The 24962-nt window shown below is 64.0% G+C and carries 19 protein-coding genes; 14 read left to right on the forward strand and 5 right to left on the reverse strand.

The features are described from left to right. Nucleotides 1-1277 precede the first annotated feature (1277 nt). The 5 genes from trxA to AC50X7_RS08770 all read right to left on the reverse strand — a co-directional run bounded on the left by trxA (nucleotide 1278) and on the right by AC50X7_RS08770 (nucleotide 7378). Nucleotides 1278-1604: a thioredoxin gene (gene trxA / locus AC50X7_RS08750; RefSeq protein ID WP_494978647.1), complete on the reverse strand. Its 327-nt coding sequence runs from the start codon at nucleotides 1602-1604 to the stop codon at nucleotides 1278-1280. 37 nt (nucleotides 1605-1641) lie between these two features. Continuing rightward, nucleotides 1642-2598, reverse strand: coding sequence for a thioredoxin-disulfide reductase (trxB, locus tag AC50X7_RS08755; protein ID WP_494978648.1), 957 nt, complete (start codon nucleotides 2596-2598; stop codon nucleotides 1642-1644). A gap of 234 nt (nucleotides 2599-2832) precedes the next feature. Then, the gene (locus AC50X7_RS08760) at nucleotides 2833-4398 is read right to left on the reverse strand and encodes an ABC transporter substrate-binding protein (protein ID WP_494978649.1); all 1566 of its coding nucleotides are present in this window, start codon (nucleotides 4396-4398) and stop codon (nucleotides 2833-2835) included. Between the two features lie 168 nt (nucleotides 4399-4566). After that, entirely contained in the window at nucleotides 4567-6816 is a 2250-nt protein-coding gene (gene murJ, locus AC50X7_RS08765; RefSeq protein ID WP_494978650.1) for a murein biosynthesis integral membrane protein MurJ, read from the reverse strand. 61 nt (nucleotides 6817-6877) lie between these two features. Next, nucleotides 6878-7378 (reverse strand): NUDIX hydrolase, encoded by a 501-nt coding sequence (locus AC50X7_RS08770; RefSeq protein WP_163165305.1) that lies wholly within the window; start codon nucleotides 7376-7378, stop codon nucleotides 6878-6880. A 207-nt stretch (nucleotides 7379-7585) separates the two neighbouring features. Here AC50X7_RS08770 and AC50X7_RS08775 point away from each other — a divergent pair, with 207 nt between their 5' ends. From AC50X7_RS08775 to AC50X7_RS08840, 14 genes are all read left to right on the forward strand, one after another. Next, entirely contained in the window at nucleotides 7586-9091 is a 1506-nt protein-coding gene (locus tag AC50X7_RS08775) for a CCA tRNA nucleotidyltransferase (protein WP_494978651.1), read from the forward strand. Next, the gene (locus AC50X7_RS08780) at nucleotides 9088-9672 is read left to right on the forward strand and encodes a histidine phosphatase family protein (RefSeq protein ID WP_494978652.1); all 585 of its coding nucleotides are present in this window, start codon (nucleotides 9088-9090) and stop codon (nucleotides 9670-9672) included. Before AC50X7_RS08775 ends, AC50X7_RS08780 begins: the two co-directional genes overlap by 4 nt. A gap of 487 nt (nucleotides 9673-10159) precedes the next feature. Further along, nucleotides 10160-10369, forward strand: a complete 210-nt coding sequence (locus AC50X7_RS08785; protein ID WP_494978653.1) for a hypothetical protein — start codon at nucleotides 10160-10162, stop codon at nucleotides 10367-10369. Between the two features lie 127 nt (nucleotides 10370-10496). Then, a complete protein-coding gene (locus AC50X7_RS08790; protein WP_494978654.1) occupies nucleotides 10497-11963 on the forward strand; it encodes a glycosyltransferase family 87 protein in 1467 nt (488 codons plus the stop codon). After that, a complete protein-coding gene (locus AC50X7_RS08795) occupies nucleotides 11956-13404 on the forward strand; it encodes a phytoene desaturase family protein (RefSeq protein ID WP_494978655.1) in 1449 nt (482 codons plus the stop codon). The genes AC50X7_RS08790 and AC50X7_RS08795 overlap by 8 nt, the downstream gene beginning before the upstream one ends. Before the next feature lie 70 nt (nucleotides 13405-13474). Continuing rightward, nucleotides 13475-15463 carry a penicillin-binding transpeptidase domain-containing protein gene (locus AC50X7_RS08800; protein WP_494978656.1) on the forward strand — a complete coding sequence of 663 codons (1989 nt, stop codon included), beginning with the start codon at nucleotides 13475-13477 and terminating at the stop codon, nucleotides 15461-15463. A gap of 46 nt (nucleotides 15464-15509) precedes the next feature. Beyond that, the gene (locus tag AC50X7_RS08805) at nucleotides 15510-17192 is read left to right on the forward strand and encodes an ABC-F family ATP-binding cassette domain-containing protein (RefSeq protein ID WP_494978657.1); all 1683 of its coding nucleotides are present in this window, start codon (nucleotides 15510-15512) and stop codon (nucleotides 17190-17192) included. A gap of 53 nt (nucleotides 17193-17245) precedes the next feature. Continuing rightward, nucleotides 17246-18442 carry an MFS transporter gene (locus tag AC50X7_RS08810; RefSeq protein WP_494978658.1) on the forward strand — a complete coding sequence of 399 codons (1197 nt, stop codon included), beginning with the start codon at nucleotides 17246-17248 and terminating at the stop codon, nucleotides 18440-18442. Nucleotides 18443-18520: 78 nt separating this feature from the next. Next, on the forward strand, nucleotides 18521-20017 hold the full coding sequence (locus AC50X7_RS08815) for a bifunctional phosphatase PAP2/diacylglycerol kinase family protein (protein WP_494978659.1): 1497 nt from the start codon (nucleotides 18521-18523) through the stop codon (nucleotides 20015-20017). Nucleotides 20018-20213: 196 nt separating this feature from the next. After that, nucleotides 20214-21161: an ABC transporter ATP-binding protein gene (locus AC50X7_RS08820; protein ID WP_494978660.1), complete on the forward strand. Its 948-nt coding sequence runs from the start codon at nucleotides 20214-20216 to the stop codon at nucleotides 21159-21161. Between the two features lie 14 nt (nucleotides 21162-21175). Then, nucleotides 21176-22063 (forward strand): ABC transporter permease, encoded by an 888-nt coding sequence (locus AC50X7_RS08825; RefSeq protein ID WP_494978661.1) that lies wholly within the window; start codon nucleotides 21176-21178, stop codon nucleotides 22061-22063. 25 nt (nucleotides 22064-22088) lie between these two features. After that, the gene (locus AC50X7_RS08830) at nucleotides 22089-23441 is read left to right on the forward strand and encodes a sensor histidine kinase (RefSeq protein ID WP_494978662.1); all 1353 of its coding nucleotides are present in this window, start codon (nucleotides 22089-22091) and stop codon (nucleotides 23439-23441) included. Beyond that, on the forward strand, nucleotides 23438-24130 hold the full coding sequence (locus AC50X7_RS08835; protein WP_494978663.1) for a response regulator: 693 nt from the start codon (nucleotides 23438-23440) through the stop codon (nucleotides 24128-24130). The genes AC50X7_RS08830 and AC50X7_RS08835 overlap by 4 nt, the downstream gene beginning before the upstream one ends. A gap of 67 nt (nucleotides 24131-24197) precedes the next feature. Beyond that, the gene (locus tag AC50X7_RS08840) at nucleotides 24198-24959 is read left to right on the forward strand and encodes an intradiol ring-cleavage dioxygenase (RefSeq protein WP_494978664.1); all 762 of its coding nucleotides are present in this window, start codon (nucleotides 24198-24200) and stop codon (nucleotides 24957-24959) included. The last annotated feature ends 3 nt before the right edge of the window (nucleotides 24960-24962 follow it).

Below are 24962 nucleotides of genomic sequence, written 5' to 3' on the forward strand. Positions count from 1 at the left end.
TGATGAGTTAAAGTTGTCACCTTAGCGTCACTGTAACGCGCTGGTTCATCAGTTGGGCGCCAGAGCTCGGCTGTTTAGTCATCGTAGGATTAGTTGCATGGTTTCAGTTGGGCTTCTCGAAGACGCTAATCATCTAGCCGGCCACTTATGGACAGCTCCCCATACCGATCCATGGTGTGGCTTGTAAGCACAACGTTGGCACACGCGATGTGATTAGGATCTATGAGCCGCCAAGGACCCACTGATGCCCCGCGTTTCACGTGAAACATTGAACGGAGCCCATCCTTCCTGCAATCTGAAGGGGACCAACACTTTCGTACCATCGAGAGTGATGCCGCCAGTGTTGGGTGACGGTCGAGCTCGCGGAGGTAAGTATGGACCGGAGCTTGAGGCGCACTCTCGTGGGCGCCTAGTCTGCTTGCTTGGAGATGGTTCGGGGGCTGTCCGTCTCGACTCAATGCGTCGGAATCGTGAGGTCGCAGATTGGAGCGGCCGACAGTATAGCCGCCTAGGTGCTGACGAGTACTTGTGGCAGCACTGGGGACCTCATTGGCGCGGAATAGGTAGCGCTCGTAGGGTCGACAGCCCGGTTTGGCTACTGAACATTTTAGAACCTGAATTTGATGCCCGCTTCTCGCAATTCCAGCATGAGTACAGAATGCTGCTTCAAGCCCGACCAGGTGAGGAAAGCAAACGGAGCCCCTTTCGCGTCGTATAGAGCCGGCCCCCCACTCAGAGTGTCGTTCCAATCATTCGTCACAGACGTCTTGCTTGCGCCAGCTACTTCGAAATCGCGCTACTAGAGTCACTGGCACAAACGAAATGGCTGGCGTCTATCCGCGTGGATAACATTCACGTGCCCGAGCGCTAACTGGATTACTTGGCAGACGCGTAGGTAACACAAGTCAGTATGGTCCCGGTCTCGCCGTGCCGCAGCTAGTACAGACGGGCTGGTCTTACCGGGTTCCACACCCAGGTCATGTGTTTCACGTGAAACAGGTTCATGGCTGCGGCGGCGTCGTCGTCAGCCTGAACAGCGGTACCCGTGGGAAAAAGGAGCGCAAACAGGCTGGAGCTCCTCACCTCATGTGTGCGGAACGTTCAGGACGTCGACCTAGAGGCGCACGCGATGCCGTCATCCGGAACCAACAGGAAGTTCACTCCTATTCGGCTAGTTTCGTGAAACACTGCATCGCACGGCTGACACAAAAAGTGGCCACCGCTAAAAAGCGGTGGCCACTTCAATACCACTGGACCAAGCCCAGCGTCAGCCGGTCCTAGGAAAGGACGTCAGCGAATTCCTTTTCGAAGAACTGCTTCGGCTTTGCCCCGATGACGGTGCTCTTCACTTCCCCGCCCTGGAACAGGTAAACAGCAGGAATTGAGGTAATCCCGTATTCCGCGGCGATCCCCGGATTGTCATCGACGTTCAGCTTCACAACGTCAACCTTTTCGCTGTACTCAACAGAGATCTCATCAAGAATCGGGCCTAGCTTGCGGCAGGGGCCACACCACTCTGCCCAGAAGTCCACGATAACGGGCTTATCGGAGGACAAAACATCCGTACCGAAACTTGCGTCTGTTACGTCTTTCGCTTTGCTCATAGCTTTATCTCTCTCTTCGTCTTATAACGCTTAGGACTTATGCGGACAGGTCTGCGAGGTAGTGCTCAACGTCAAGGGCGGCAACGCAGCCGGAACCAGAAGCTGTGATTGCTTGACGGTAGGTGGGGTCAATGACATCGCCGGCGGCGAATACGCCTGGCAGGCTGGTCCTGGAACTTCGCCCTTCCACGGCGATGGTTCCCTCCAGCGTCAGGTCCAGGATTCCCTTGACGAGATCCGTGCGGGGGTCGTTGCCAATGGCCACGAACACACCCGTTACGGCCAAATCCGAAACGGATCCGTCAATGAGGTTCTTCAACTTGAGACCGGTGACTTTCTGGTCACCGACAACGTCGTCCACGGTGGTGTTCCAAACGAAATTGATCTTCTCGTGTGCCAGGGCACGGTCGGCCATAATTTTCGAGGCCTTGAGCGAGTCACGGCGGTGGACAATCGTTACCGATTTCGCAAACTTGGTAAGGAACAGTGCTTCTTCCATTGCAGAGTCTCCCCCGCCGATGACAGCAATGTCCTGGTCCTTGAAGAAGAAACCGTCGCAGGTTGCACACCAGCTGACGCCGTGCCCTGAAAGGCGCTTCTCGTTCGGCAGGCCGAGCTCCCTGTAGGCCGATCCGGTGGAGAGGATCACCGCCTTCGCCTGGAAGCTTTCACCCGTGGCGATAGTGACCGTCTTTACAGGCCCGTCGAGCTGGAGCGAGGTGACGTCCTCGAACTGAATCTCAGTGCCGAAGCGTGCTGCCTGCTTCTCGAAGTTCTCCATTAGGTCCGGTCCCATGATGCCTTCCGGAAAGCCCGGGTAGTTCTCGACATCTGTGGTGTTCATCAGTTCACCGCCGGCAGTGACAGAACCTGCCAGCATCAGGGGCTTCAGGTTGGCGCGGGCAGTATAGACAGCTGCCGTGTAACCAGCCGGGCCGGAGCCGACAATAATGACATCACGTACGTCTGACGTGGTGTTTTCTGTGATGGTCACTGAACGGTGAACCTCTTCCTTATTCGACGCGCCCCGCTTTGGAGGCCGGCCACATGGCACAACTGATACTGCAGGCTGAATATTCCGGCACCAGGGCGCGGCAGATTGCCGGTGGACCGCAGTAAGCGAACTCCGCGAGACGCCTTTTCCAGATTACCGTCCCGTGACAAACCCGAACACCGCGTCAAGTACCTCCAGCCGCGGTTCCGCGGCACCCACGCGAGGCAGCGGGAGTTACTGGACCTTGACCTCGGCCAGGCGGAGTCCGTAGCTGTAGCGTGTCTTCGGCGCAGCGAGCCTGGGAAGGGAGTTGATGGAGACTATGACGTACTGGGCACGGACCGGTGTTGCAAGGGGCACGTTCAGGTCGGTTGAGGTGAAGCTGTTGGTCCCGACGGCCTTCCCACCGTCCAAGGACGGCTGGTCATTGGTGTACACGGTGATGTTTCCACCCGAGCCACCCAGCTGGGAAAGTGTCACGGATGAAACCGTTGCAGGGTTCTTGAGCTTTACCACCAGCGGCACGCCCTGGGCGGCGAGTCCGCCCCAGTTTTCGGTGGCGAACTCCATGTCTGACCAGTAGCTGGCTGCGTTGCCGTCGTAGGCCTTGACCAGGTCGCCGTCAAAAGTCGCCGCAAAATCGAAAGCACCCTGCCGGCTGACGCTTTCGATGGCGGGCGGAAGAGCGGGCGGAGCGGTGGTAGGTGCCTGCGTTGGTGCGGGGGCGGCTTCGGGAGCGTCATTGTTGGTGGCAGGAGCCGACGGGTTGGCCTGTGGTTCCGGGGAGAAGAGGCTGCCAAGGTTGGTCACGGCGAAAATAAGGCCGGCAATCAGAACGACGGCCAGCAGCCCGCCTACAAGCCACCGCATGGAGCGCGGTTCCCGTGCTGGTGCATCCCGGTCGTCGTCATAGTCGTTCTGCTCAGCGTAAGAAGGGCGGGCAGCGGCAGAAGCAGCGGCCGGGGCTGCCGCACGAGCCAAGACAGAGGACTTTTTCCGAACAGGCCGATCATCTTCCACCAGCGCATCCTCATAGCGGTCCTGGCTATCAGCGCTGGCGTAGTCGTCCTCAGACCAGAGGGACACCTTTGGCTTCCCTGAACCGGGCGCCTCCGCCTGGTTGGAGTTGGAGTTGGAGGCGAAACTGGCAGTGGCTGGATCTTCGGCGGGTCGGGTTGAAGGGCCGGCCGGGCGCGTCGTGGCGCTCGAAGCTGCAGCCCCGGCGGCGCCACCAAGGGCTGCTCCCCCTAAAGGGGACGCACCGGATGGCTTGCGGCCGGCGGGTGCCGTCGCCGGCCGGACAGGAGGCTTCTGCGGCATTGTAGGCGCGGCCCGGTAAGGATCTACCTGGCTGGGGTGGGCATCACCATAGTTGATGTAGCCCGCGTCTACGTGGTCTTCCTCGTCGTAAGGCTCGGGCTCGTGGGACCGCGGCTGACCGAAAATCTCACTTCCGAGGGTGTCCGTGAAGAAGGGCTCCACATACGGAGGGTTGGATGCGACCACGAGATCCAGAAGGTCCGCGGCGGACGTGTGATTGGTGATGAGGTACGTGGCAGCCTCGGTGACGCCCAGGTCCAAAACCTGGACCGTTCCGGGGCGTTCCCCGGTGGCAACTTCGCGGGCGCTCTGTGCAACCTGCTCCGTGTTGTCCGGTCCGGCAACCAGGATGCTGACGGGACGGTTAAGTACCTGGTCCACACCATCCAGCACCAGATCGTGGTCGTGCGAGGCCAATACAGTGGCTGTGACCTTGTAACGGCCGCCCAGTACTGATCCGACATCGATCGGGTTGGACACGTGTTCCTCCTAGACTGTCCGGTATTGCCGGCACGGATGACGCAACCACCGTTCAAGGGGGCCGCCGGGGAGGCAGATCCTTGAATGCAACTACCCCTGTTCCCTTTCGATCCTAGCCGATTGCGCCCGGCGCACCGTGGACAAAGACAGCGGCAGACCGCGCAAGAATCACTTTTTTCGGGGCCGTCGGGGCCTAAAGTGGGGGTTCTCGCCGGACTTCCCCTGGAAGGTCCGGCGGCCCGGAAGCGGGATCTCATCGCGCAGCAATCCGCCCCGTGCGGTGCTGGGCTGATCCTCACCGGGGAGATAGTTGCCCTCAGCGGCGGTGCCGTCACCGCCGTCGGACTCACGCCTGCGACCTGCAGCGCGATCCGGAGCCGGCCCGGCGCGGAAAGAGACGGCGTCGAATTCTCCTGAAATGCGCGGGATGAGCCCTGTATCAACAGAGGTGGTGGCGCGCTCCGGTGCGGAGCGCGGGCGGTCCCCGGAGGACGCACCCGGTGAGGAGTCCGACGGCGGGTTCCCGGCGTCGGTGGCAGGTGCTGCTTGCCCGCCGCGTCCCAGCCGTCCCAGGAGGGGTTGAAGCAGGTCCCGCAGTTCGGAGACCCGGAACAGCTTGAGCAGGAAGAAGTAGACCACGAGCATGACCGGGCCCACCACGATGACTGTCATGAGAGCAGTCAGGCGGTCACGCCAGGCGAACCCGTCCGGGCTGTAGCTGCCCATCAGCCAAAGGGCCCCTGCACCTGCAATCGCTGAGCCCAGGGCCGCGTAACCCATCCGGATGTAGGAGTTGGCAATCCGCGGGCCGTCCAGATGCCCCAGGAGCCGCCGCAGGAAGTAGGCGCTGATAACCACCGAGAGGATGTTGCCCACCATGTAGAGCACCGCGATGGCGTAAATGATCTGGTTCACCGGCAGGAACTGGATGGCGAAGGCCCCGGCCACGTAAACAACCGCCAGGAGCAGCTGGACGTAGAAGGGGGTCCGGGCATCCTCATTCGCGTAGAAGACCCGGGACATCATGAAGTTGGCACTCATAAACGGTGTGCTGAGCGCAAGAATGGTCAACGTCTGGGCCAGCATCACGCCGTCCTGGCGAAGGCCACCGGAGAAGAACATCCCCAGCGGCCCGGCCAGCGCAAAGAGGGCAAGGGCACCAAAGACAGTGGCCACGGCCATGGTGCGGAGCCCGTGCGACAGGGCATCGCGGAGCTCGGCTTTATTGCCGTCCTGCGAGGCACGGGTCATTCGATTAAAGAGGACTGTCGCCAGGGACAAGGCAATGATGGAGTGTGGCAGCAGGTACAGCTGGCTGGCCACCTCCAGCACGGCGTTGCCGGGCAGCAGGGTGGCGGAGGGGTCGCCCGACTGCTGAAGCCGGATGCGCTCAGCTCCGGGAATGGTGGCGATGCGCATGACGTACAGGAAGGCAAGTTGCCCGACGGCGGCGGTCAGCAATGTCCACACGCTCAGCTTGGCTGCCTGGCCCAGTCCCACTCCGCGCCAGCCGAACCGCGGGCGGAGTCGCAGTTTCAGCCGGATCACGGGGATCATCAGGATGGCGGTCTGCGACACCACGCCGATGGTGGAAAATCCGGCCACGAACAGAGTCTGGGTCTCGCCCCAGTTGTCCAGTGTGTGCGGATTGAACTCGTTCGAGCCGAAGATCCAGATGAACATCCCCAGGCCTGCGATGGCCACGAGGTTGTTAAGGATGGGCGCCCACATGGCCGGTCCAAAGGCACCGTTCGCGTTAAGGACCTGGGTAAGGAGGGCATAGAGGCCGTAGAAGAAAATCTGCGGCAGGCACCAGAACGCGAAGGCCACGGCCAGCGCTTTTTGTTGCGGGGAATACCCCTGGGTGGTCAGTTCGATGACCCATGGAGCTGCCAGCGTCACCAGGGCCGTCAGTCCCAGCAGGAGCAGGACAGCAAGCGTCAGGAGCCGGCTGATGTAGTCCGCTCCCCTGTCCGGAGCCTTGCTGGCCTTGATGATCTGCGGCACGAGCACTGCGTTGAACACACCGCCGGCCACCAGCAGGAAGATCAGGTTGGGCAGGTTGTTGGCGTTGATGAACGTGTCATTGACCGTGGAACCGAGGCCCAGGGCAGTGCCCAGCATCCAGGTCTTGCCGAATCCCAGGAAGCGCGAAACGAGGGTTCCGGCGGCCATGATGGCGCTTGACCTGGTTTCGCTCGCCTGCTCGGCGCCGGCTTGTGCACCGTTGGCGGAACCGCCGTCCGTGGACACGATCTCTGCGGGTGCGCCGTCTACGGGTCCCCCGTCCAGGGGTGCCCCATCCAATGGCGGGCCGGCCAGGGGTGCACGGTCGGGAAATGCGCCGTCGCCAGGCGCGTCGTCTCGGGCGCCGCCGGCCCGGCCGGCTTGATCGGAAGGATAATTGGAAGCTGACATCAAGTTCATCGTCTCACCCGCACGCGCCTATCATGGCAACACTTGCGCCGGCAGTGCGGTCCTAGAGGTGTTCGGGCAGGACTTCACGGGCCAGGTCGGCGATGCGGCGTTCGTTGGGGAAGGACAGCTTGCGCGCGAGTTCGTGGATGGGAACCCATGCAACGTCCACTGCTTCCTGGTCCGGATCGTTCTCGATGGTCAGCTCGCCTCCGGTGGCCCGCAGGAGGTAATGATGGACCGTTTTATGCACCCGGTGGCCGCTGACGGTAAACCAATAGTCGATGCTTCCAAGCGGTGCGAGGATGTCGCCTTCGATGCCGGTCTCTTCCGCAATCTCGCGGACCGCGGCCTGCTCGTTGTTTTCCTTGCCCTCCGGATGACCCTTGGGAAGGCACCACTCCAGGCGCCCGCCGCGGTTAAGGCGGGCGATAATCGCAACCCTCAGTTCGGCGTCGGACGTGTCCACCACGACGCCGCCGGCGGAGACTTCCTCCACCGTAGGCAGCGAGGCCGGCGCCGAATGCTGGGCAGGCGCAACGTGCGCACCGATTGCCGACGGCAACGGTGCGTTTGTCCTCCTGCCTGGAGCGCTCGGTACTGGATGGGCCATGGAGTCCACTCTAACGACTGTTGCCCGTTCGTGATGACCGGAACATGACACCAACATGGACTGCATATGACGCGCTTTGCCGTCAGTGGACGGAATGAGCAGGATCTTGACGGTATTTTGGCCTGCGCTGCCGCTGGTTTCTGACAAGCTTAAGTAACTATGGCGCACGCACATCACAAGACTGAATCCCACACCGTCGATTTCCAGGTGGACCCGGTGGTCCTGGAGCTCGGCCAGCGTTTTGTGGACGCCGGCCACGAACTGTCGCTGGTGGGCGGCCCGGTGCGTGACCTTTTCCTGGGCAGGACCTCCCCGGACCTGGACTTCACCACGGACGCCACGCCGGACCAGACGGTGGCACTCATCAAGAAGTGGGCGGACAACTACTGGGAGATCGGCCGCGCCTTTGGCACCATCGGGATGCGGAAGGCCGGCTTCCAGATTGAAGTAACCACGTATCGTGCCGAGGCGTACGACCCCGAGTCCCGGAAGCCTGTGGTGGCCTTCGGTTCCTCTTTGACGGATGACCTGCTCCGGCGTGACTTCACTATCAATGCAATGGCCCTGAAACTGCCTTCCCTGGAGCTGGTGGATCCTTTTGGGGGTGTGCGGGACCTGCACGCTTCCATCCTGGCCACGCCCGGGTCCCCTGAAGCGTCCTTCTCGGATGATCCTCTGCGGATGATGCGCGCCGCCAGGTTCGCGGCGCAGCTGGGTGTCTCCGTCCACGACGACGTCCGCCAGGCCATGACCCAAATGGCTGAACGGATCACCATCATTTCCGCGGAACGGGTGCGGGACGAACTCACTAAGCTCATTTGCGGTGTTAGGCCGCGGGTGGGCGTTGACCTGCTGGTGGACACCGGCCTGGCCGAATTCGTGCTGCCCGAGGTCTCCGCTCTCCGGCTCGAATCGGATGAGCACCACCGGCACAAGGACGTGTATCAGCATTCGCTGCAGGTTCTGGAACAGGCAGCGGAGCTGGAAACATCCGCTGAAGGCCCCGTGCCGTCACCGGACTTTGTGCTGCGTTTCGCGGCATTGATGCACGACGTCGGCAAGCCGGCTACGCGCCGCTTCGAACCGGGCGGCGCGGTCAGCTTCCGTCATCACGACATGGTGGGTGCCAAGCTCACCACCAAGAGGATGAAGGCGCTGAGGTTCGACAACGACACCATCAAGGCCGTAGCCCGCCTGGTGGAGCTCCACATGCGCTTCTACGGCTACGGGGAAGCCGGCTGGAGCGACTCCGCCGTGCGCCGCTACGTGACCGACGCCGGGCCGCTGCTGGAAAGGCTGCACCGGCTGACCCGGTCCGACGTCACCACGCGCAACCAGCGTAAAGCAGAGCGGCTGGCTTTCGCCTACGACGACCTAGAAGCCCGGATCGCGACACTGCGCGAGCAGGAATCGCTGGACGCGGTGCGCCCGGACCTGGACGGTGCCCGGATCATGGCCCTCCTGGAGCTCAAACCCGGCCCCGTGGTGGGCCGGGCCTACAAGTTCCTGCTCAACGAGCGGATGGAGCACGGTCCCCTGCCCACCGAAGAAGCGGAGGCGAGGCTGCTCCGCTGGTGGGCGGAACAGCCCGAGGCTGCACCTGCCGGAACCGGGGATGGAACGCCTCCTGCCGCCGTCGACCTTTCCTCCAAGGAGTCCAAGTGACCAATCCTGCCCTTGCCCCCCGGCCCCAGCTCTGGATCCTCCGCCACGGCGAGACCGAGTGGTCCAAAAGCGGGCAGTACACCGGACTCACTGATTTGCCCCTCACTGTTGAAGGTGAACAGCAGGCGGTGGAAGCACGCAAGGTACTGGATCCGGTCGATTTTGATCTTGTGCTGACGTCTCCTCTGCGGCGGGCGCGCCGGACTGCGGAACTCGCCGGTTTCCCTGACGCCCAGCACGAGCCGCTCGCCGTGGAATGGAACTACGGCGACTACGAGGGCATCAGCTCGGACCTGATCCGCAAGGACAACCCCGAGTACCTGATCTGGACCCACGGCGTTCCCAACGGCGAAACCCTGGACGAAGTGGCCGCGAGGGCGGACAAAATTATTGGACGCGTACTGGAATCGGGAATGGACAACGTCCTCATTGTGGCGCACGGACACTTCTCCCGGATCCTCACCGCCCGTTGGCTGGAATTGCCTCCTACTGAGGGACGCCACTTTATTCTCGGAACCGCGAAAGTGTGCACCCTGGGCTGGGATAAGAGGACTCCGGCAATTGTCCGGTGGGGTCTTTAATAGTTACTCACCAGTTTTATTGGAAAAGTTTTGCGGATTAGCTAGCCGCGGACTCTAATCGTGCTGTACTTTTATTTCTAACCCCAGAGCGTCTCGCCGGGGTCATGGCGACCGTTGGCAGGCATGTTAGCCGCAGCAACGGCAGAGCAGAAAAGGAGGTTGGGAAAAATGATTACTTTGACTGGCGGATGGAAGACGACCATCACCGCGGCCCCGGCCTCTGATGCTTTTGCGCGCCCGAATACAGGGCTCCTCGGCGCCTAGCCTTCGTTCCTGCCGCCGGCGTGACCGGTGATGACGCTTTGGTTTCTCCGGGTGCCGGTGCGGGCGTCATAAGGGTTCCCCTGGGCTACCCTGCCATTCCTTAGCCGAACGGCGTGCCTTTAACTCAACGGGCCGCCTTTGCGCTTTTGCATTGCATTTCCCTCATTTATATCCGCGTGCCCTTTTCCGGGCCTTTCCCTGCCCTGGTCCGACGAATTTCGAGGTGGAAATTGAGGGCTTTATTGCTGCGCCCAGTTTCGGGCCAATCAGTTTCGACAAGGAGGTGACCACAATGATCAAAAAGCTTCAAAAACTTCTGTCTCCTTCACGCCGAAGACGCAGCAGCCGCTGGCAATTCAATCGCCCGCTACTGGAGAAGCAGCGGGAAGACGTATTCCTCCTGATGCACCAACAACTGGGTGGCATGCGCTAACCACTCGTCCCTCCTTCAGGAAAAGCCATGTTGCACCTCAATGCCGTGCCGGAGTCCACGCGGCAACGCGTGGGCTCCCGTAGGCCCTCTCCCGCTGGTGCCCGGCTGCGGCGGTATGCTCGATGCCATGCAGGAGACCCAGCCGCCGGAGCATCGAGGTCGGTCCCGCCTGGTAGTTCCCAGCCGAAGTGATGTCCTGCTGCGCAACTTCACCGAAGTCATCGGCGGCCCCCTCGGATCAAGGGCCGCCCCGGGCATCGTCTCCCCCGGCATCTTCACCGTGGAACGCGTACTGATACTCCTCACAGTCCTGGCGGCCGTTACGGGAATCCTGGTCAAAGGGTATTGCCGTGCCAACGGCTGGGAGTCCCCCACGCAGTTCTACGCCACCTGCTATTCCGACTTTCCCGAGCTCTTTCGGAACCGTGGACTGGCCGAGGGAACATTTCCCGTCCTTGGCACCGGGAGCCAGTTTGAGTACCCGGTCCTGATTGCCCTGATCGCGGGGTTAACGGCATGGCTCGTTCCGGGGACCGGGATCTCGGATGCGAGTGTGCTCGCCTACTTCGACATCAATGTTGCGCTTCTGGCCGCCGTCACCGTAGTCACGGTCCTGGCTACCGCCCGGATGACCAGCCGCCGTCCCTGGGATGCCGCCATGGTGGCCCTGGCCCCGGGGATCGTATTGGCTGGCACCATCAACTGGGATCTTTGGGCTGTCGCGCTGCTCGCCCTGGGAATGTACTTCTTCTCGCGGCAACGGCTGGTGCTTGCCGGGGTCTTCATCGGGCTGGGCACAGCCACGAAGCTGTATCCGCTGCTGGTTCTCGGCGCGATCCTGCTGTTGGCCCTCCGGACCGGCCGGTTCCGCCCCTTCCTGGTGACAGCGGGCGCTGCCGCTGCCTCGTGGCTGGCCGTCAACCTGCCCTTCGCGGCTGCCAACCCCTCCGGCTGGGCCTACTTCTTCCAGTTCAGCGCAGAGCGCGATGCCGGGTATAGCTCGCCCTGGTTCGCCTACAACCTGGTGGCGGACCGGCTGCGGTGGACGGAACTCAGCCCGGCCGCCGTCGACCTCTTGTCCCTTGGCTTTTTCCTGCTGTCCTGCACGGCCATCACAGCTGTTGCCCTGACTGCCGCCCGGCGCCCCCGGCTGGCCCAGCTGGCCTTCCTCATCGTGGCGGCCTTCATCCTTACCAGCAAGGTCTACTCCCCGCAGTTCGTGGTGTGGCTGATCCCCCTCCTGGCGCTGGCGCGGCCGAGGTGGCGTGACTTTCTGATCTGGCAGGGAATCGAAGGCCTGCACTGGGCAGCAGTGTGGATGTACCTTGGACAGGTGACCAGCGCAGGCTCTTCCCAGCACAACCTGGATATGCCCTACTACGTCCTCGCCGTGGCCGCGCACATGGCTGCGGTGGGCTACCTCATGCTGCGCGTGACCTGGGATATTTACAACCCGGATTACGACCCCATCCGGCGGCATCACCTTGATGACCCCCACAGCGGCCCCTTCACCGGGGCGCCCGACTGGCTCCGGGTGAACCCCCGGGCCCGATCAAACTCCATCATGCCCTGGAAGGTCGGTACCAATGCCTGACGTGGCGGTGGTTGGCGCCGGACCCAACGGGCTTGCAGCGGCAGCGGTGATGGCGCGCGCCGGGCTCTCGGTGGAGCTCTTCGAGGCTGGCAAAACCATTGGCGGCGGCACACGCACCAGCGAACTAATGCAGCCGGGACACTTCCACGACATCTGCTCGGCCGTCCATCCGATGGCTGTGGCCTCGCCGTTCTTTAAGGCTTTTGAACTGTCCCGCCGGATAAACCTCATCACCCCGGACCTGTCCTATGGATCTCCCCTGGACGGCGGCCGGGCGGCCCTGGCCTACCGGTCCCTGGACAAGACAGCTGCCGGACTGGGCCGCGACGGTGCTGCGTACCGGCGGCTGATGGCACCCCTCGTCAACCGTGTGGACGACGTTATGGACTTCACCCAGAACCAGCTCCTCCGTATCCCCCGCAATCCCATAGCGGCCGGAATCTTCGGCCTGCGAACGCTGGAGCAGGGAAGCGGCGTGTGGAATGCCCGGTTCAAGGAGGAATCAGCCCCGGCGCTGCTCTCCGGAGTGGCCGCCCATGCCATTTCGCATCAGCCATCCCTTGCCGCTTCCGGAGCCGGGCTGATGCTCGGGGCACTCGGACATGCGGGAGGCTGGCCTATCCCCGAAGGCGGCTCAGCTGCCATAGCCGCCGCGATGGCGGAGGACCTCGTTGCACATGGCGGTGTTATCCATACGGATGCCCCGATCGACCGGCTGGAAGATCTTCCCGCCACCCGCGCAACTTTGTTGAATGTCGCTCCCCAAGGGCTGCTGAACATGGCCGGTAACGCCTTGTCCGGGCGTTACCGCGGTGCTTTGGAATCCTTCAGGTACGGAAATGGCTCGTGCAAGGTGGACTTCATCCTCTCGGGACCCGTGCCGTGGGCTGCAAAAGAATTGGCTGACGCCGGAACCGTCCACCTGGGCGGTACGCGGGCAGAAGTGGCACGTTCGGAGAACGAAGTAAACGCCGGCAAACACCCGGAACGCCCTTACGTCCTGGTGGCTCAGCAATCCCGCTTCGACTCCGGGCGGGCGCCGGCCGGACACCACACCCTGTGGGCCTACTGCCACGTTCCCACGGGGTCCACCAGGGACATGACGGAAGCCGTAACGGCGCAGGTGGAGCGCTTCGCGCCAGGGTTCCGGGACCTGATAGTGGAGTCCAAGGCCATCACGGCTGCGGGGCTGGCAAAGTACAACCGGAATTATGTCGGCGGGGACTTCAGCGCGGGCACCATGGACATGCTGAACCTGGTTCAAAGGCCTGTCGTATCCCGGGTCCCATGGCGGACCCCGTTGCGCGGCGTCTACCTATGTTCCTCCTCCACCCCGCCAGGGCCTGGTGTTACCGGCATGCCCGGCTATCACGCGGCGAAGTATGCCCTTCGCGACATGTTTGGCCTGTCCGTCCCCGCACTGGGACTGGCCACAACCTAGCCCCTTGTCATCCAGCGCACGCGGCGCGACATGTGCCAAATCAACCCTGAAAGCAGGGGATAATGGCGCGATGGGGATATCAACAAAACTTTCTTTAGGCATCGCTGCCGTCATTCTCGGAACATCGCTGGTTGCCTGCGACGACGGCAGGAGCGGCGCTGAAGCGGCCGCGGGGCAGTTGGCTACCGCAGTCTCCGGACTCGATGTGGGCTCCGTGCCGTTCGACGGCAAGGAATCAGCGGCTGCAAACGACCAGCTGAAAAAAGTCTTTGCGGCGCTGGATCCGCAGAAGCCCGCCGTCCAGGCGGGCGAGCTGGCCCTCGACGGCGACAACGCTTCCGCACCCCTGAACTACACCTGGAACTTCGGCGGCGCCGAGTGGAAGTACACCGTTTCCGCCAAATTCAAGAAGTCCGGGGACAACTGGCTCACGATCTGGGATCCCGCCACCCTGGCACCGGACCTTGCCGACAGCGAGATTTTGACCAAGGGTTCCCAGTCGCCCCAGCGGGCAGACATTTTGGGTGCGGGCGACGTTCCCCTTGTGACCTACCGCCCCGTGGTGAACGTCGGCATTGACAAGCCCCAGCTGGGAGGCTCGGATCCCGCTGCTTCCGCCACCAAGCTTGCTGCGCTCGTAGGCGTGGACCCGGCGGCGTACGTCCAGCAGGTACAGGCCTCCGGTGCCGAAGCCTTTGTCTCCGCGATCACCCTGCGCGAAGAAGGCCGCACCATCACCAATGAGCAGATCGCAGTGATTCCCGGGGCCCGCGCCATTCCCGATACGGTGCCCTTGGCTCCCAGCCGCACGTTTGCGCGTGCCGTGCTCGGCTCGGTGGGCGAGGCCACAGCGGAGCAAATCGAAGCCTCCGAAGGCGAGCTGACAGCGGGTGATGTCACCGGCGTCGGTGGCCTCCAGCAGCAGTACGACGACCAGCTTCGGGGGACGGACGCCGTCGTTATCCGTGCCCAGCGCGCCGACCTGACCAGGGAAGAGATCCAGGCCGCCGCAACGGACCCCCGCCGGGTGCTCTTCGAGGTGAAGCCAACGCCCGGAACGCCGCTGAAGACGACCCTGGACCCGAAGCTGCAGTCGCTGGCCGAGAGCACCCTGGAAGGTGTGGACCCGGCCTCCGCCATCGTTGCGCTCCGCCCCTCCACCGGCGCGGTCCTGGCGGCCGCCTCCGGCCCGGGAAGCAACGGCTACAACACCGCGATGCTGGGCCAGTACGCTCCCGGCTCCATTTTCAAGATGGTGGACTCGCTGGCTATGTTCCGCAATGGCCTGACCCCCGAGTCGAAGGTCGAGTGCACGCCCACGTTGACGGTGGACGGGCGGAAGTTCAAAAATGCCGAGGGGTACCCGGAGGATTCCTTGGGTTCGGTGACGCTCCGCGATGCTTTCGCGCACTCCTGCAATACAGCCTTTATCGCCGCGCGCGACACGGTCTCGCAAAGTCAGCTTGAATCGGCCGCGAGGGCGATGGGCCTTGCCGTCGAAGCACCGGCCCTCGGCGCAGCCGCCTTCCTGGGTTCCGTCCCCGGCGAGGCCGCCGGAACAGAACACGCGGCCTCGATGATCGGCCAGGGCAAGGTGCTGCTGTCACCGTTGGCGGCTGCCATGATGGCCGGCTCCGTGGCCAAGGGCGCGCCGGTTGCCCCGCAACTGGTCTTGAATCCCGACGGCGGCGCCGCCGCTCAGGGAACAACCAGCGGTTCCACAGCCCCCGCTGCGCAGCCGTCCGCCACGGCTTCTGCCCAGGCGCCGTCACAGGCGTCCGATAACCCGATCACCGCTGAAGAGGCAGCGTCCCTGGCGGACATGATGCGTGCCGTGGTGACGTCGGGCCACGCGGGCTTCCTGTCCAGCGTCCCGGGCGCTCCCGTGGGAGCCAAGACCGGAACCGCCGAGTTCGGCAACGCGAATCCGCCGAAGACCCACGCCTGGATTGTTGCTGTGCACGGTGACCTCGCCGTCGCCGTGTTTGTTGAGGATGGCGGCCTGGGCGCCACAACGTCGGGGCCGCTGCTGCAGAAGTTCCTGACAGCCGCGGGGTAACTTCCGGAAAAAGTTCAGCGGGTGCGCCCGTGGGAAGATGGAGTACGTGGCCCATATTGACGTTTCCGGTATCGATTACTTCCTCTCCGACGGCACCCAGCTGCTCAATGGGGTGACCTTCAAGGTTCCGGACGGCACCAAAACTGCCCTGATCGGCCCCAACGGCACCGGCAAAACAACGCTGTTCCGCATCATCGCCGGGGACCTGGTTCCCGATGAAGGCGTGATCGGGCGCTCCGGCAACATGGGCATCATGCGCCAGTTTGTGGGCCAGGTCCGGGATGATTCCACTGTCCGCGACCTGCTGGTGTCCGCCGCCCCGCCCGCCCTGGCTGCAGCGGCCCGCGAAGTGGACGACGCCGAGTTGGCAATGGTGGAGGACGACGACGAACCCAGCCAAATGCGCTATGCCCAAGCCATCGTGGACTGGGGAGATGCAGGAGGCTACGACGTCGAGACTGTCTGGGACGAAGTGTGCATGGCCGCGCTGGGACTTCCCTTTGACCGAGCGCAGCACCGTCCGGCGTCGACCCTCTCCGGCGGGGAGCAGAAGCGGCTTGTGCTGGAGGCGCTTTTTGCCGGACCCGACGACCTGCTGCTGCTGGATGAACCGGACAACTACCTGGACGTGCCCGGCAAGCGCTGGCTCGAGGACAAACTGAACGAATCGAAGAAGACTGTTTTCTTCATCAGCCACGACCGCGAACTGCTGAATAACGCCGCAGGGCGCATCGTTACGCTGGAACCGGGCATCAACGGCGCCGGCGCCTGGATCCACGGCGGCGGGTTCGGTTCCTACGTGGAGGCGCGGGCGGACCGGAACGCCCGCTTCGAGGAACTGCGCAAGCGGTGGGACGAGGAGCACATCAAGCTCAAGGAACTCGTCAACATGTACAAAAACAAGGCCGCATTCCGCTCCGACATGGCCAACAGGTACCACGCGGCCCAGACCCGCCTCGCGAAGTTCCTTGAGATCGGACCGCCCGAGGCGCTGCCCATCGAGCAGAACGTGCAGATGCGGCTCAAAGGCGGACGTACTGCCAAGCGGGCCATTGTTGCCGAGAAACTCGAACTCACCGGGCTCATGAAGCCGTTCTCCACCGAGGTGTGGTTTGGCGACCGCGTGGGCGTCCTGGGATCCAACGGCTCGGGTAAATCCCACTTCCTGCGGCTGCTCGCCACCGGCGGGACCGACCCGGAACGCGAGCACCTGCCGGTGTCCGATGTCGAGATTGCCGAAGTGCCGCACGAGGGCACGGTTAAACTCGGCGCAAGGATCCGTCCAGGCTTCTTTGCCCAGACGCACGTCCGGCCGGACCTGCTCGGAAAGACGCTGCTGGAAATCCTGCACCGCGGCGACGAACACCGGTCCGGCCTGGGCCGGGAGGCAGCAGCCGGTGCTCTGGATGGCTACGGGCTGGCAGCCCAGTCCGAGCAAAAGTACGAGTCCCTGTCCGGCGGCCAGCAGGCCCGCTTCCAGATCCTGCTGCTGCAGCTCAGCGGCGCCACCCTGCTGCTTTTGGACGAGCCCACGGACAACCTGGACCTGCACTCAGCTGAGGCTTTGGAGCGGGCCATCGACCACTTCGAGGGGACTGTCCTGGCCGTGACGCACGACCGCTGGTTCGCGCGGACCTTCGACCGCTTCCTGGTGTTCGGTTCCGACGGCAAGGTGTACGAGTCCGACGGGCCGGTGTGGGACGAGAAGCGCGTGGTTCGCACACGCTGACGCGCTGTGGCAGTACTGGCTGAATAAGACAACTGTGTGAAAGTAGTGAATGTATGAGCATAAATACCGGAACGGAACAGCATGCCGGCCTAAAGGCAGCAGCCGCCGCCACGTTCGTTGTCTTCGGCATCAACGGTTTGGTGTTCGCCAGTTGGGCAGCCCGGATCCCCGCAGTTACCGAGACCCTGGAGATCACCTCCGGCCAGATGGGCACCTTGCTGCTCTGCACCGCCGTTGGCTCATTGCTCGCCCTGCCTACGGCCGGTTGGGTGGTGGGCAGGATCGGCACGGCCAACACCGTGCGCTTTGGCGGACTGCTGGCCTCGGCGGCCGGTGTGGGCATCGCGCTCTCCCTGGCCGCGGCGTTCATTCCGGGCACGGCCATCGCCCTGTTCTTCTTTGGCATAGCGATCGGCCTCTGGGATGTGTCCCAGAACATTGAAGGGGCCGACGTCGAGCACAAGCTTCGGCGCACCATCATGCCTCAGTTCCACGCGGCCTTCAGCGGCGGCGCCTTTGTGGGTGCACTCATCGGCGCAGGACTGTCCAACCTCGGGGTCGGACTGCCGGTGCACCTGCTGGTCATCGCGGGCATCGTGCTGCTGGTGACGATGACCGTTCCGCGATACTTCCTTCCGCACATCACGGCACCTGTGCCGACCGAAGGGGAGCCGAAAGCCGCCAAGGGACCTTCGGCCTGGCGGGACGGCAGGACCTTGCTCATCGGCGTTGTTGTCCTCGGCGCGACCCTGACTGAGGGCGCAGGCAATGACTGGATCGCCAAGGCATCCGTTGACGGCCTGGGCACCTCCGAATCGACCGGCGCCCTGATGTTCGCCCTCTTTGTCCTGGCCATGACAGCCATGCGATTCCTGGGCGGCCGTGTCATCGACCAGTATGGCCGCGTCGCCGTCCTCCGCGCCAGCATGGCAGCAGCCGCCGCCGGGCTTTGCCTCTTCGTGCTGGCCGGGAACGTGTGGCTCGCCGCCGTGGGGGCCGCGCTCTGGGGCGTAGGCGCTGCCTTGGCCTTCCCCATGGGAATGTCCGCTGCTGCTGATGATCCCCGGCACGCAGCAGCGAGGGTCTCCGTGGTCTCCACCCTCGGATACATCTCATTCCTGGCCGGCCCGCCCCTGCTGGGATACCTGGGCGACCTCACCGGGATCCACCTCGCGCTGCTGGCAATCCTTGCCCCCATCCTCCTCGCTCTCCTGCTCGCCGGCGCGGCCAAACCGCTGAAGGTCAAGTAGGCGGCACAGCCGGAAGGAGGGCTGGCGAGCCGTTGACGAGGCGGCAGCCAGGCACACCGGCGGCGGTATGGTGAGGGCATGCAGAGGAAGTGGCATAAGGGCCATCGCTGGATCAGCCGTACGGACAGATACCTTGTACGGCATGTATCAAGGCTGCCGGGCGGGAACCATGATGACTTCTTCCGGTGGCTCTCTGCTGCGGGGAACCACGGAAAACTCTGGATGGGCGTCGCAGCCGTCCTCGCCACCATCCCCGGCTGGCCACGACGCGCGGCACTTCACGGACTGATCGCGCAGGCGGTGGCCTCCGCTGTTACCAACGGAATATTCAAGACCCTGCTGCCCCGGGCCCGCCCGCTGCCCGAACACCTGCCCGTATTCCGGTTTGTGCATCCACAGCCCCGGAGCTCGTCCATGCCGTCGGGCCATTCAGCTTCGGCTGTGGCGTTCGCCGTAGGGACAGGGCTGGTCAAGCCCGCTTTGGGTGCCGCATTGGCCCCGGCAGCGCTGGGAGTGGCGTACTCCCGCGTTCATACGGGCGCACATTGGCCCTCCGACGTGGTCTTCGGGTCAGTCCTTGGAGCCGGCGCCGCTCTGGTGACACGTCGGTGGTGGCCTGTCCGTCCGCCCATTCCGCACGCTGCCAGGACCTGGACCACGGCGCCTCAACTGCCCCGCGGGAAGGGGCTGGCGATTGTGGTCAACACTCTGGGCGGTTCCTTTACGGAAGAGACAGCTGCCGCGCTGCTGCAGGTATTCCCCGAGGCGTATATAAAGACAGTGCAGCCGGAGGATGACCTGATGGCGGCAATCAACCACACGGCGGACCTTCCTGGAACCCGGGCACTGGGCGTATGGGGTGGCGATGGAACAGTGGGAGCTGCTGCGGCTGCCGCCGTCGAGCGGTCACTGCCGCTGTTGGTCCTGCCCGGTGGAACCCTCAACCACTTTGCCCGCGACGCGGGAACGGGGGGCCTCAAGGAAGCCCTGACAGCGGCTTCGAGAGGTGAAGCTGCTTTGGCCGACGTCGGGACGGTTACGGTTGAACGCGGCCTCGCTGGGAAGCCTCAAACCGCGGAAGTGATCATGCTCAACACTTCGAGTGTGGGTTTGTATCCCGATTTTGTCCGGCGGCGTGAACAACTGCGGCCGGCACTGGGAAAACCCCTCGCCGGGGTGGTGGCCATGTTCCGGACTTTCGCGGCGGGCACTCCCACCACCCTGACGGTGGACGGCAGGCTGCACAAGGTCTGGATCGCATACGTGGGACGGGGCCGGTACTTTCCCCGCGACCACGCCCCGCTGCTGCGCCCGGTGATGGACGACGGCGTCCTGGACGTCCGCATGATTACGGCAGACGAGTCCTTCGCCCGGCTGCGGCTGCTGTGGTCCGTGCTGACGGGCACTGTGGCCACCTCCCGCATCACCCACCTGTCGGAGGCAAAGGAGGTGCGCATCGAAGCAGGCGGATCACCGATGGTACTGGCCGTCGACGGCGAGGCGCTGGCCGGGGTTCGCAGCGTGGCCTACCGGGTCCTGCCCCGGGCCCTCGCTTACTACTCCCCCCGCCCCTGACGGACGTCCTCCCTGGCGAAGACTTCAAGCGGCCTTGACCGGATGAACGGGGATCATCCAGGGGGACTACCCCGGTTCACCCCTGAATCATCCCTGAGACCGGCGAAAACAGCGACGGGCCTCGGTAGCGTGGTGGATACACAAGCGTCCCTAAACATCTGCCGCAGCCACGCGCTGCCGTCCGAAGGAACAATCAATGATTGAGGCAACAGGCCTGACCAAGGTCTATGGTGGAAAAACCGCCGTGGCAGGGGTCAGCTTTACCGTCAAAGCCGGGCAGGTCACGGGCTTCCTGGGCCCAAATGGTGCCGGCAAGTCCACCACGATGCGCATGATCATGGGGCTGGACCGGCCGACGTCGGGCTCCGTTACCGTCAACGGGCGGCCCTACGCGGAGCACAAGGCGCCGCTGCACGAGGTGGGGGCGCTGCTGGACGCCAAGGCCGTACACACCAGCCGCAGTGCCTACAACCATCTGCTGGCCATGGCCGCCACGCACAACATTCCCAAGGCGAGGGTCCGGGAAGTCATCGAAATGACCGGACTGGAAGCGGTGGCCCGCAAGAAGGCCGGCGGTTTCTCGCTGGGCATGGGCCAGCGGCTGGGAATCGCTGCGGCACTGCTGGGTGACCCGCAGACGCTGATCCTGGACGAGCCCGTCAACGGCCTGGACCCGGAGGGTGTCCTGTGGGTCCGCAACCTGGTCCGGTACCTCGCCAACCAGGGCAAAACAATCTTCCTCTCCTCGCACCTGATGAGCGAAATGGCACAGACCGCGGACCACCTGATCGTGATTGGCCGCGGGCGGATCATTGCCGATGCCCCCGTCAAGGAGATCATCGCCGGAACCCGGCAGGCCAGGACCCTGGTCCGCACGAGCGCGGCCCTGCAGCTGTCTGCCCTGCTGGCCGGCGACGGCGTCACGGTGGACCAGAGCGAGCCCGAAACCCTCGAAGTGGCTGGCATGGATTCCCGCCGGATCGCCCAGGTGGCCCTGGACAACGGCGTCCTGCTCTACGAGCTCACCCCGCAGCTCTCCTCCCTGGAAGACGCGTACTTCGACCTCACCAAGAACGAAGTGGAATACCACTCGCACCTGACCGGCGAACCGGCAGTGGCCGCCCCGGCAGCGGCAGGAAAGTAAGGACGATGAGCACCATGACTGATACCCGTACGGCGCCCTCCCGTTCCTCTGCCGGCTCGAAAGGCGTCACCTTTGGCGGCGTCCTCCGGTCCGAATGGATCAAGCTGTGGTCGCTGATGTCCACCCGCATCCTGCTGCTGCTGACACTGGCCGCCATCATCGGAATCGGCGCGCTGGCAGTACTGATCCGCTACACCTACCTCGATGAGATGGTCCGCAGCGCCAGGGACCAGGGCCAGACGATGACCCCCGAAATGCTCGAGGCATCCTTCCCCCCGGGCTCCGGCTTTGACCTCTACAACCTGCCCAACGCAGGCCTCCAGATCGGCATCCTGATCCTCGGATCACTGGCAGTCCTCTTTATGTCCTCTGAATACGCCACCGGAATGATCCGTTCCACCATGAACGCCGTCCCGCGGCGCACCCCGGCCTTTGTGGCCAAAGCGATCATCCTTGCCGTCATCTCCTACGTGATCACCACCATCGCCGGAGTAGCTACCTTCCTGATCGCCATGCCGGTATTCCAGGGCATGGGCTTCGACCTCGATTGGTCCACCGACGGCGTGCTGTACAGCATCTTCACCGGCGGCCTTTACGTAGCCGGCGTTGCCCTGATCGGCCTCTCACTGGGAACCCTGCTGCGCAACTCCGCAGGCGGCATCACGGTCCTCGTGGCGATGTTCTTTGTCCTGTCCATCGCCGCCGGCTTTATGACCCTCATCCCCGGTGAATTCTGGAAGTACGTTCCGCAGTACATCCCCAGCGAGGCCGGCGGACGGTTCCTGTCGATCGGCCACACCGACGGCGTGATTGATCCCTGGCACGGCGGCCTGATCTTCCTGGGCTACGTGCTGCTGTTCCTGGTTCCGGCAATGATCGTGTTGAAGAAGCGCGACGTCTGACCGGGTAGTACCAAGAATAGGGACCATGACAGAAACGGCGGTGGGAAGGGACGCGCCGGCCGGACAGGCCGACGCGTCCTTTGCCGAGCTCACGGCCAGGCGCAGGGGACTTCTCCGCCGCTACCTGCACCGGCACCCCCGCGTTATGGACGCCGTGGTGGCCCTCAGTTACTGCCTGCTGGTGGCGCCCACGGTCACGGACGCCGTCAGGTCCGGCAATTGGCTTGCCATCGCCCTGCTCGCGACGGTGGCCGGGGCGCTTTTCCTTCGCCGTTCCAACCCGGTGGGCCTCGTTGCCTTTGTTGCAGTGGCTGAGGTGGCCGTGACGCTCGTGCACCCGTGGGGTTCCAACGTCTCGGCCGGCCTCTGGTTCTCGCTGTATGCAGTGGCAGTGGCCCATACCCGCCGCTTTGCGCTCATCACCATGGCCGTGGCCACGGCGCCGCTGGCACTCCTTTACCTCCTTGCGGCCGTCGGGCCGATGGAGAACTCCTTCGTGCACGACACCGGGGTGGACCCCGGGGACTTCCACCTGCTGACCAGCATCGCCACCGGGGCCACCATCACCCTCTCCAACTTCATTGCCACGGGCATCGGCATCTCTGTCCGGCAGCGGCGGGAACACGAACAGGAAGTGGCCGCCTGGGCGGCGCGGACAGCCCGTCTCGCCTCAGTGAACGAACGGAACCGGATCGCCCGGGAGATGCACGACGTCGTGGCCCACTCGCTGACGGTGATGATCAGTCTGTCGGACGGCGCCGCCGTCGTGGTGCGGAAAAGTCCGGAACGTGCCGGTGAAGTCCTTGGCGAACTGTCCCGGACCGGCCGGACGGCCCTCGGCGACATGCGGCGGGTCCTCGGTGTCCTCCGCGATGATGCGGGAGCCGCGGCGCCGCCGCTGCCGGTCGCTGCGGGGGACAGCCTGTCCAAGCTGCTGGAGGGGTTCCGCACCGCAGGCTTGCCCCTGCACTATTCCCACACCGGCCCGGCGTTGCCCGATGACGCCGCGTTCCAGCTCACCGTGTACAGGATCGTCCAGGAATCGCTGACCAATGTGCTCCGCTACGGGCGTTCGCTGGGACGGGTAGACGTCTCGATCGTCCGAAATGGTTCTACAGTCACCATTGACGTGCTCGACGACGGGGCGGGAGTCCCGGGGGTTCCCGCCTCTGACAGCACTGCGGGCCATTCTTCGGTGCCCGGCTCGTACGGCACCGGCCAGGGAATCACTGGAATGTCAGAGCGCGCCCGGATTTATGCCGGATCCGTCGAAGCCGGCCGCAGCGGGCGCGGCTGGCGGGTGCACGCCGTCCTTACCTGGCCTGGCGATGACGTTTCCGAACCCCTCGGTCCCTACGAATTCCAAGGCAAAGCATGACCAACAATACGGCCATTCGCGTCCTGCTGGTGGACGACCAACCGCTGCTCCGCATGGGCTTCCGGCTCATCCTTGAGGGCGAGGATGACCTGCGGATCGTGGGCGAAGCCTCAAACGGCGCCGAGGCCGTCCGCCAGGTCCGTGAACTGGACCCCGATGTTGTGCTGATGGATGTCCGGATGCCGGTGCTGGACGGCATTGAAGCGACGCGCGCCATCACGGAATCCGGGGCCTGCTCCCGGATCATCATCCTGACCACCTTCGACGTGGATGAGTATGCGTTCGCAGGCCTCCAGGCAGGCGCGTCGGCGTTCCTGCTTAAGGACGCGGCGCCGTCGGAACTGATCAATGCCGTCCGGCTGGTGGCCAGCGGCGACGCCGTAGTGGCGCCCCGGATCACCCAGCGGTTGCTGGAAACCTACGTCCGGGGTGCGAACAAGCCGGCACCCGCGGCCACTGCGCCCGATCCGCTCCTGGCCGACTTGACGCCCAGGGAGACAGAGATGCTGCAGGCCATGGCGGAGGGGCTTTCCAACGCAGAGATCGCGCACCGCTACTTCCTGTCCGAGGCCACGGTGAAGACGCACGTCCGGCGCATCCTTACCAAGCTCCATCTCCGCGACCGTGTCCAGGCTGTGGTCTACGCCTACGAAACCGGCCTGGTGGTTCCCAGCAACCCGGACTACTGACTCACCCGGCAGAGGAAAACCCTATGCAGACGGTGGGCGGGCGGGTTGGATGGTTCCATGACCAACCGTGTCCCCCAACGCCGGCCCTTCGACGTCCTCCGCCGGACCGGCGACCGCTGCCGGGACCGGCACTCCTGCGGCGACCGGCTCTGCTGCGGCGGCGTCGCCGTCGCCCACCCTGACCCGGGCCATTGCCGAGTGCGGGGTGGAGATTCCGACCGAAACCGCCGGACCGTTTCCGGCCGACGGCTCGAACGGGCCCAAGCTGCTGGAAGCCTCGGGAGTAGTGCGGCGTGACATCGCGTCCAGCTTCGGGACGGGGACCGCCAAGGCTGAGGGTGTGCCCCTGACCTTCACCCTCACACTGCTGGATAACGCCAATGGGTGCGTTCCGCTGGCCGGCGCGGCCGTGTACGCGTGGCACTGCGACCGGGAAGGCAGGTATTCGATGTACAACCCGGAGCTGGCCAACGAAAACTACCTGCGCGGCGTGCAGGAAGCCGATGCGAACGGCCAGGCGACTTTCACCTCCATCTTCCCGGGCGCCTATTCGGGACGCTGGCCGCACATCCACTTCGAGGTGTTCGAGTCCATGAGCAACGCGACGGCCGCCGGACAGGTGCTGGCCGTTTCGCAGATCGCGCTCACCAAGGCGTCATGTGACAACGTTTATGCCACCCCCGGCTACGAGGAGAGCCTGCGAAACATGGGCCGCACCACCCTGCAGTCGGACAGCGTGTTTCGAAACGACGGCGGCATCTACCAGCTCGCCACGATGACGGGATCAGCCGCGGCGGGCTACACGGCGGGGCGGAACGTCACCATCTAGACT

This window comes from Pseudarthrobacter sp. Hb11, assembly GCF_059383655.1.

Coding starts and splice junctions, on each gene's coding strand:
- trxA (WP_494978647.1), bottom strand. CDS start 1,604: ATGAGCAAAGCGAAAGACGTAACAGACGCAAGTTTCGGTACGGATGTT.
- murJ (WP_494978650.1), bottom strand. CDS start 6,816: ATGTCAGCTTCCAATTATCCTTCCGATCAAGCCGGCCGGGCCGGCGGC.
- AC50X7_RS08775 (WP_494978651.1), top strand. CDS start 7,586: ATGGCGCACGCACATCACAAGACTGAATCCCACACCGTCGATTTCCAG.
- AC50X7_RS08790 (WP_494978654.1), top strand. CDS start 10,497: ATGCAGGAGACCCAGCCGCCGGAGCATCGAGGTCGGTCCCGCCTGGTA.
- AC50X7_RS08795 (WP_494978655.1), top strand. CDS start 11,956: ATGCCTGACGTGGCGGTGGTTGGCGCCGGACCCAACGGGCTTGCAGCG.
- AC50X7_RS08800 (WP_494978656.1), top strand. CDS start 13,475: ATGGGGATATCAACAAAACTTTCTTTAGGCATCGCTGCCGTCATTCTC.
- AC50X7_RS08810 (WP_494978658.1), top strand. CDS start 17,246: ATGAGCATAAATACCGGAACGGAACAGCATGCCGGCCTAAAGGCAGCA.
- AC50X7_RS08815 (WP_494978659.1), top strand. CDS start 18,521: ATGCAGAGGAAGTGGCATAAGGGCCATCGCTGGATCAGCCGTACGGAC.
- AC50X7_RS08820 (WP_494978660.1), top strand. CDS start 20,214: ATGATTGAGGCAACAGGCCTGACCAAGGTCTATGGTGGAAAAACCGCC.
- AC50X7_RS08825 (WP_494978661.1), top strand. CDS start 21,176: ATGACTGATACCCGTACGGCGCCCTCCCGTTCCTCTGCCGGCTCGAAA.
- AC50X7_RS08830 (WP_494978662.1), top strand. CDS start 22,089: ATGACAGAAACGGCGGTGGGAAGGGACGCGCCGGCCGGACAGGCCGAC.
- AC50X7_RS08835 (WP_494978663.1), top strand. CDS start 23,438: ATGACCAACAATACGGCCATTCGCGTCCTGCTGGTGGACGACCAACCG.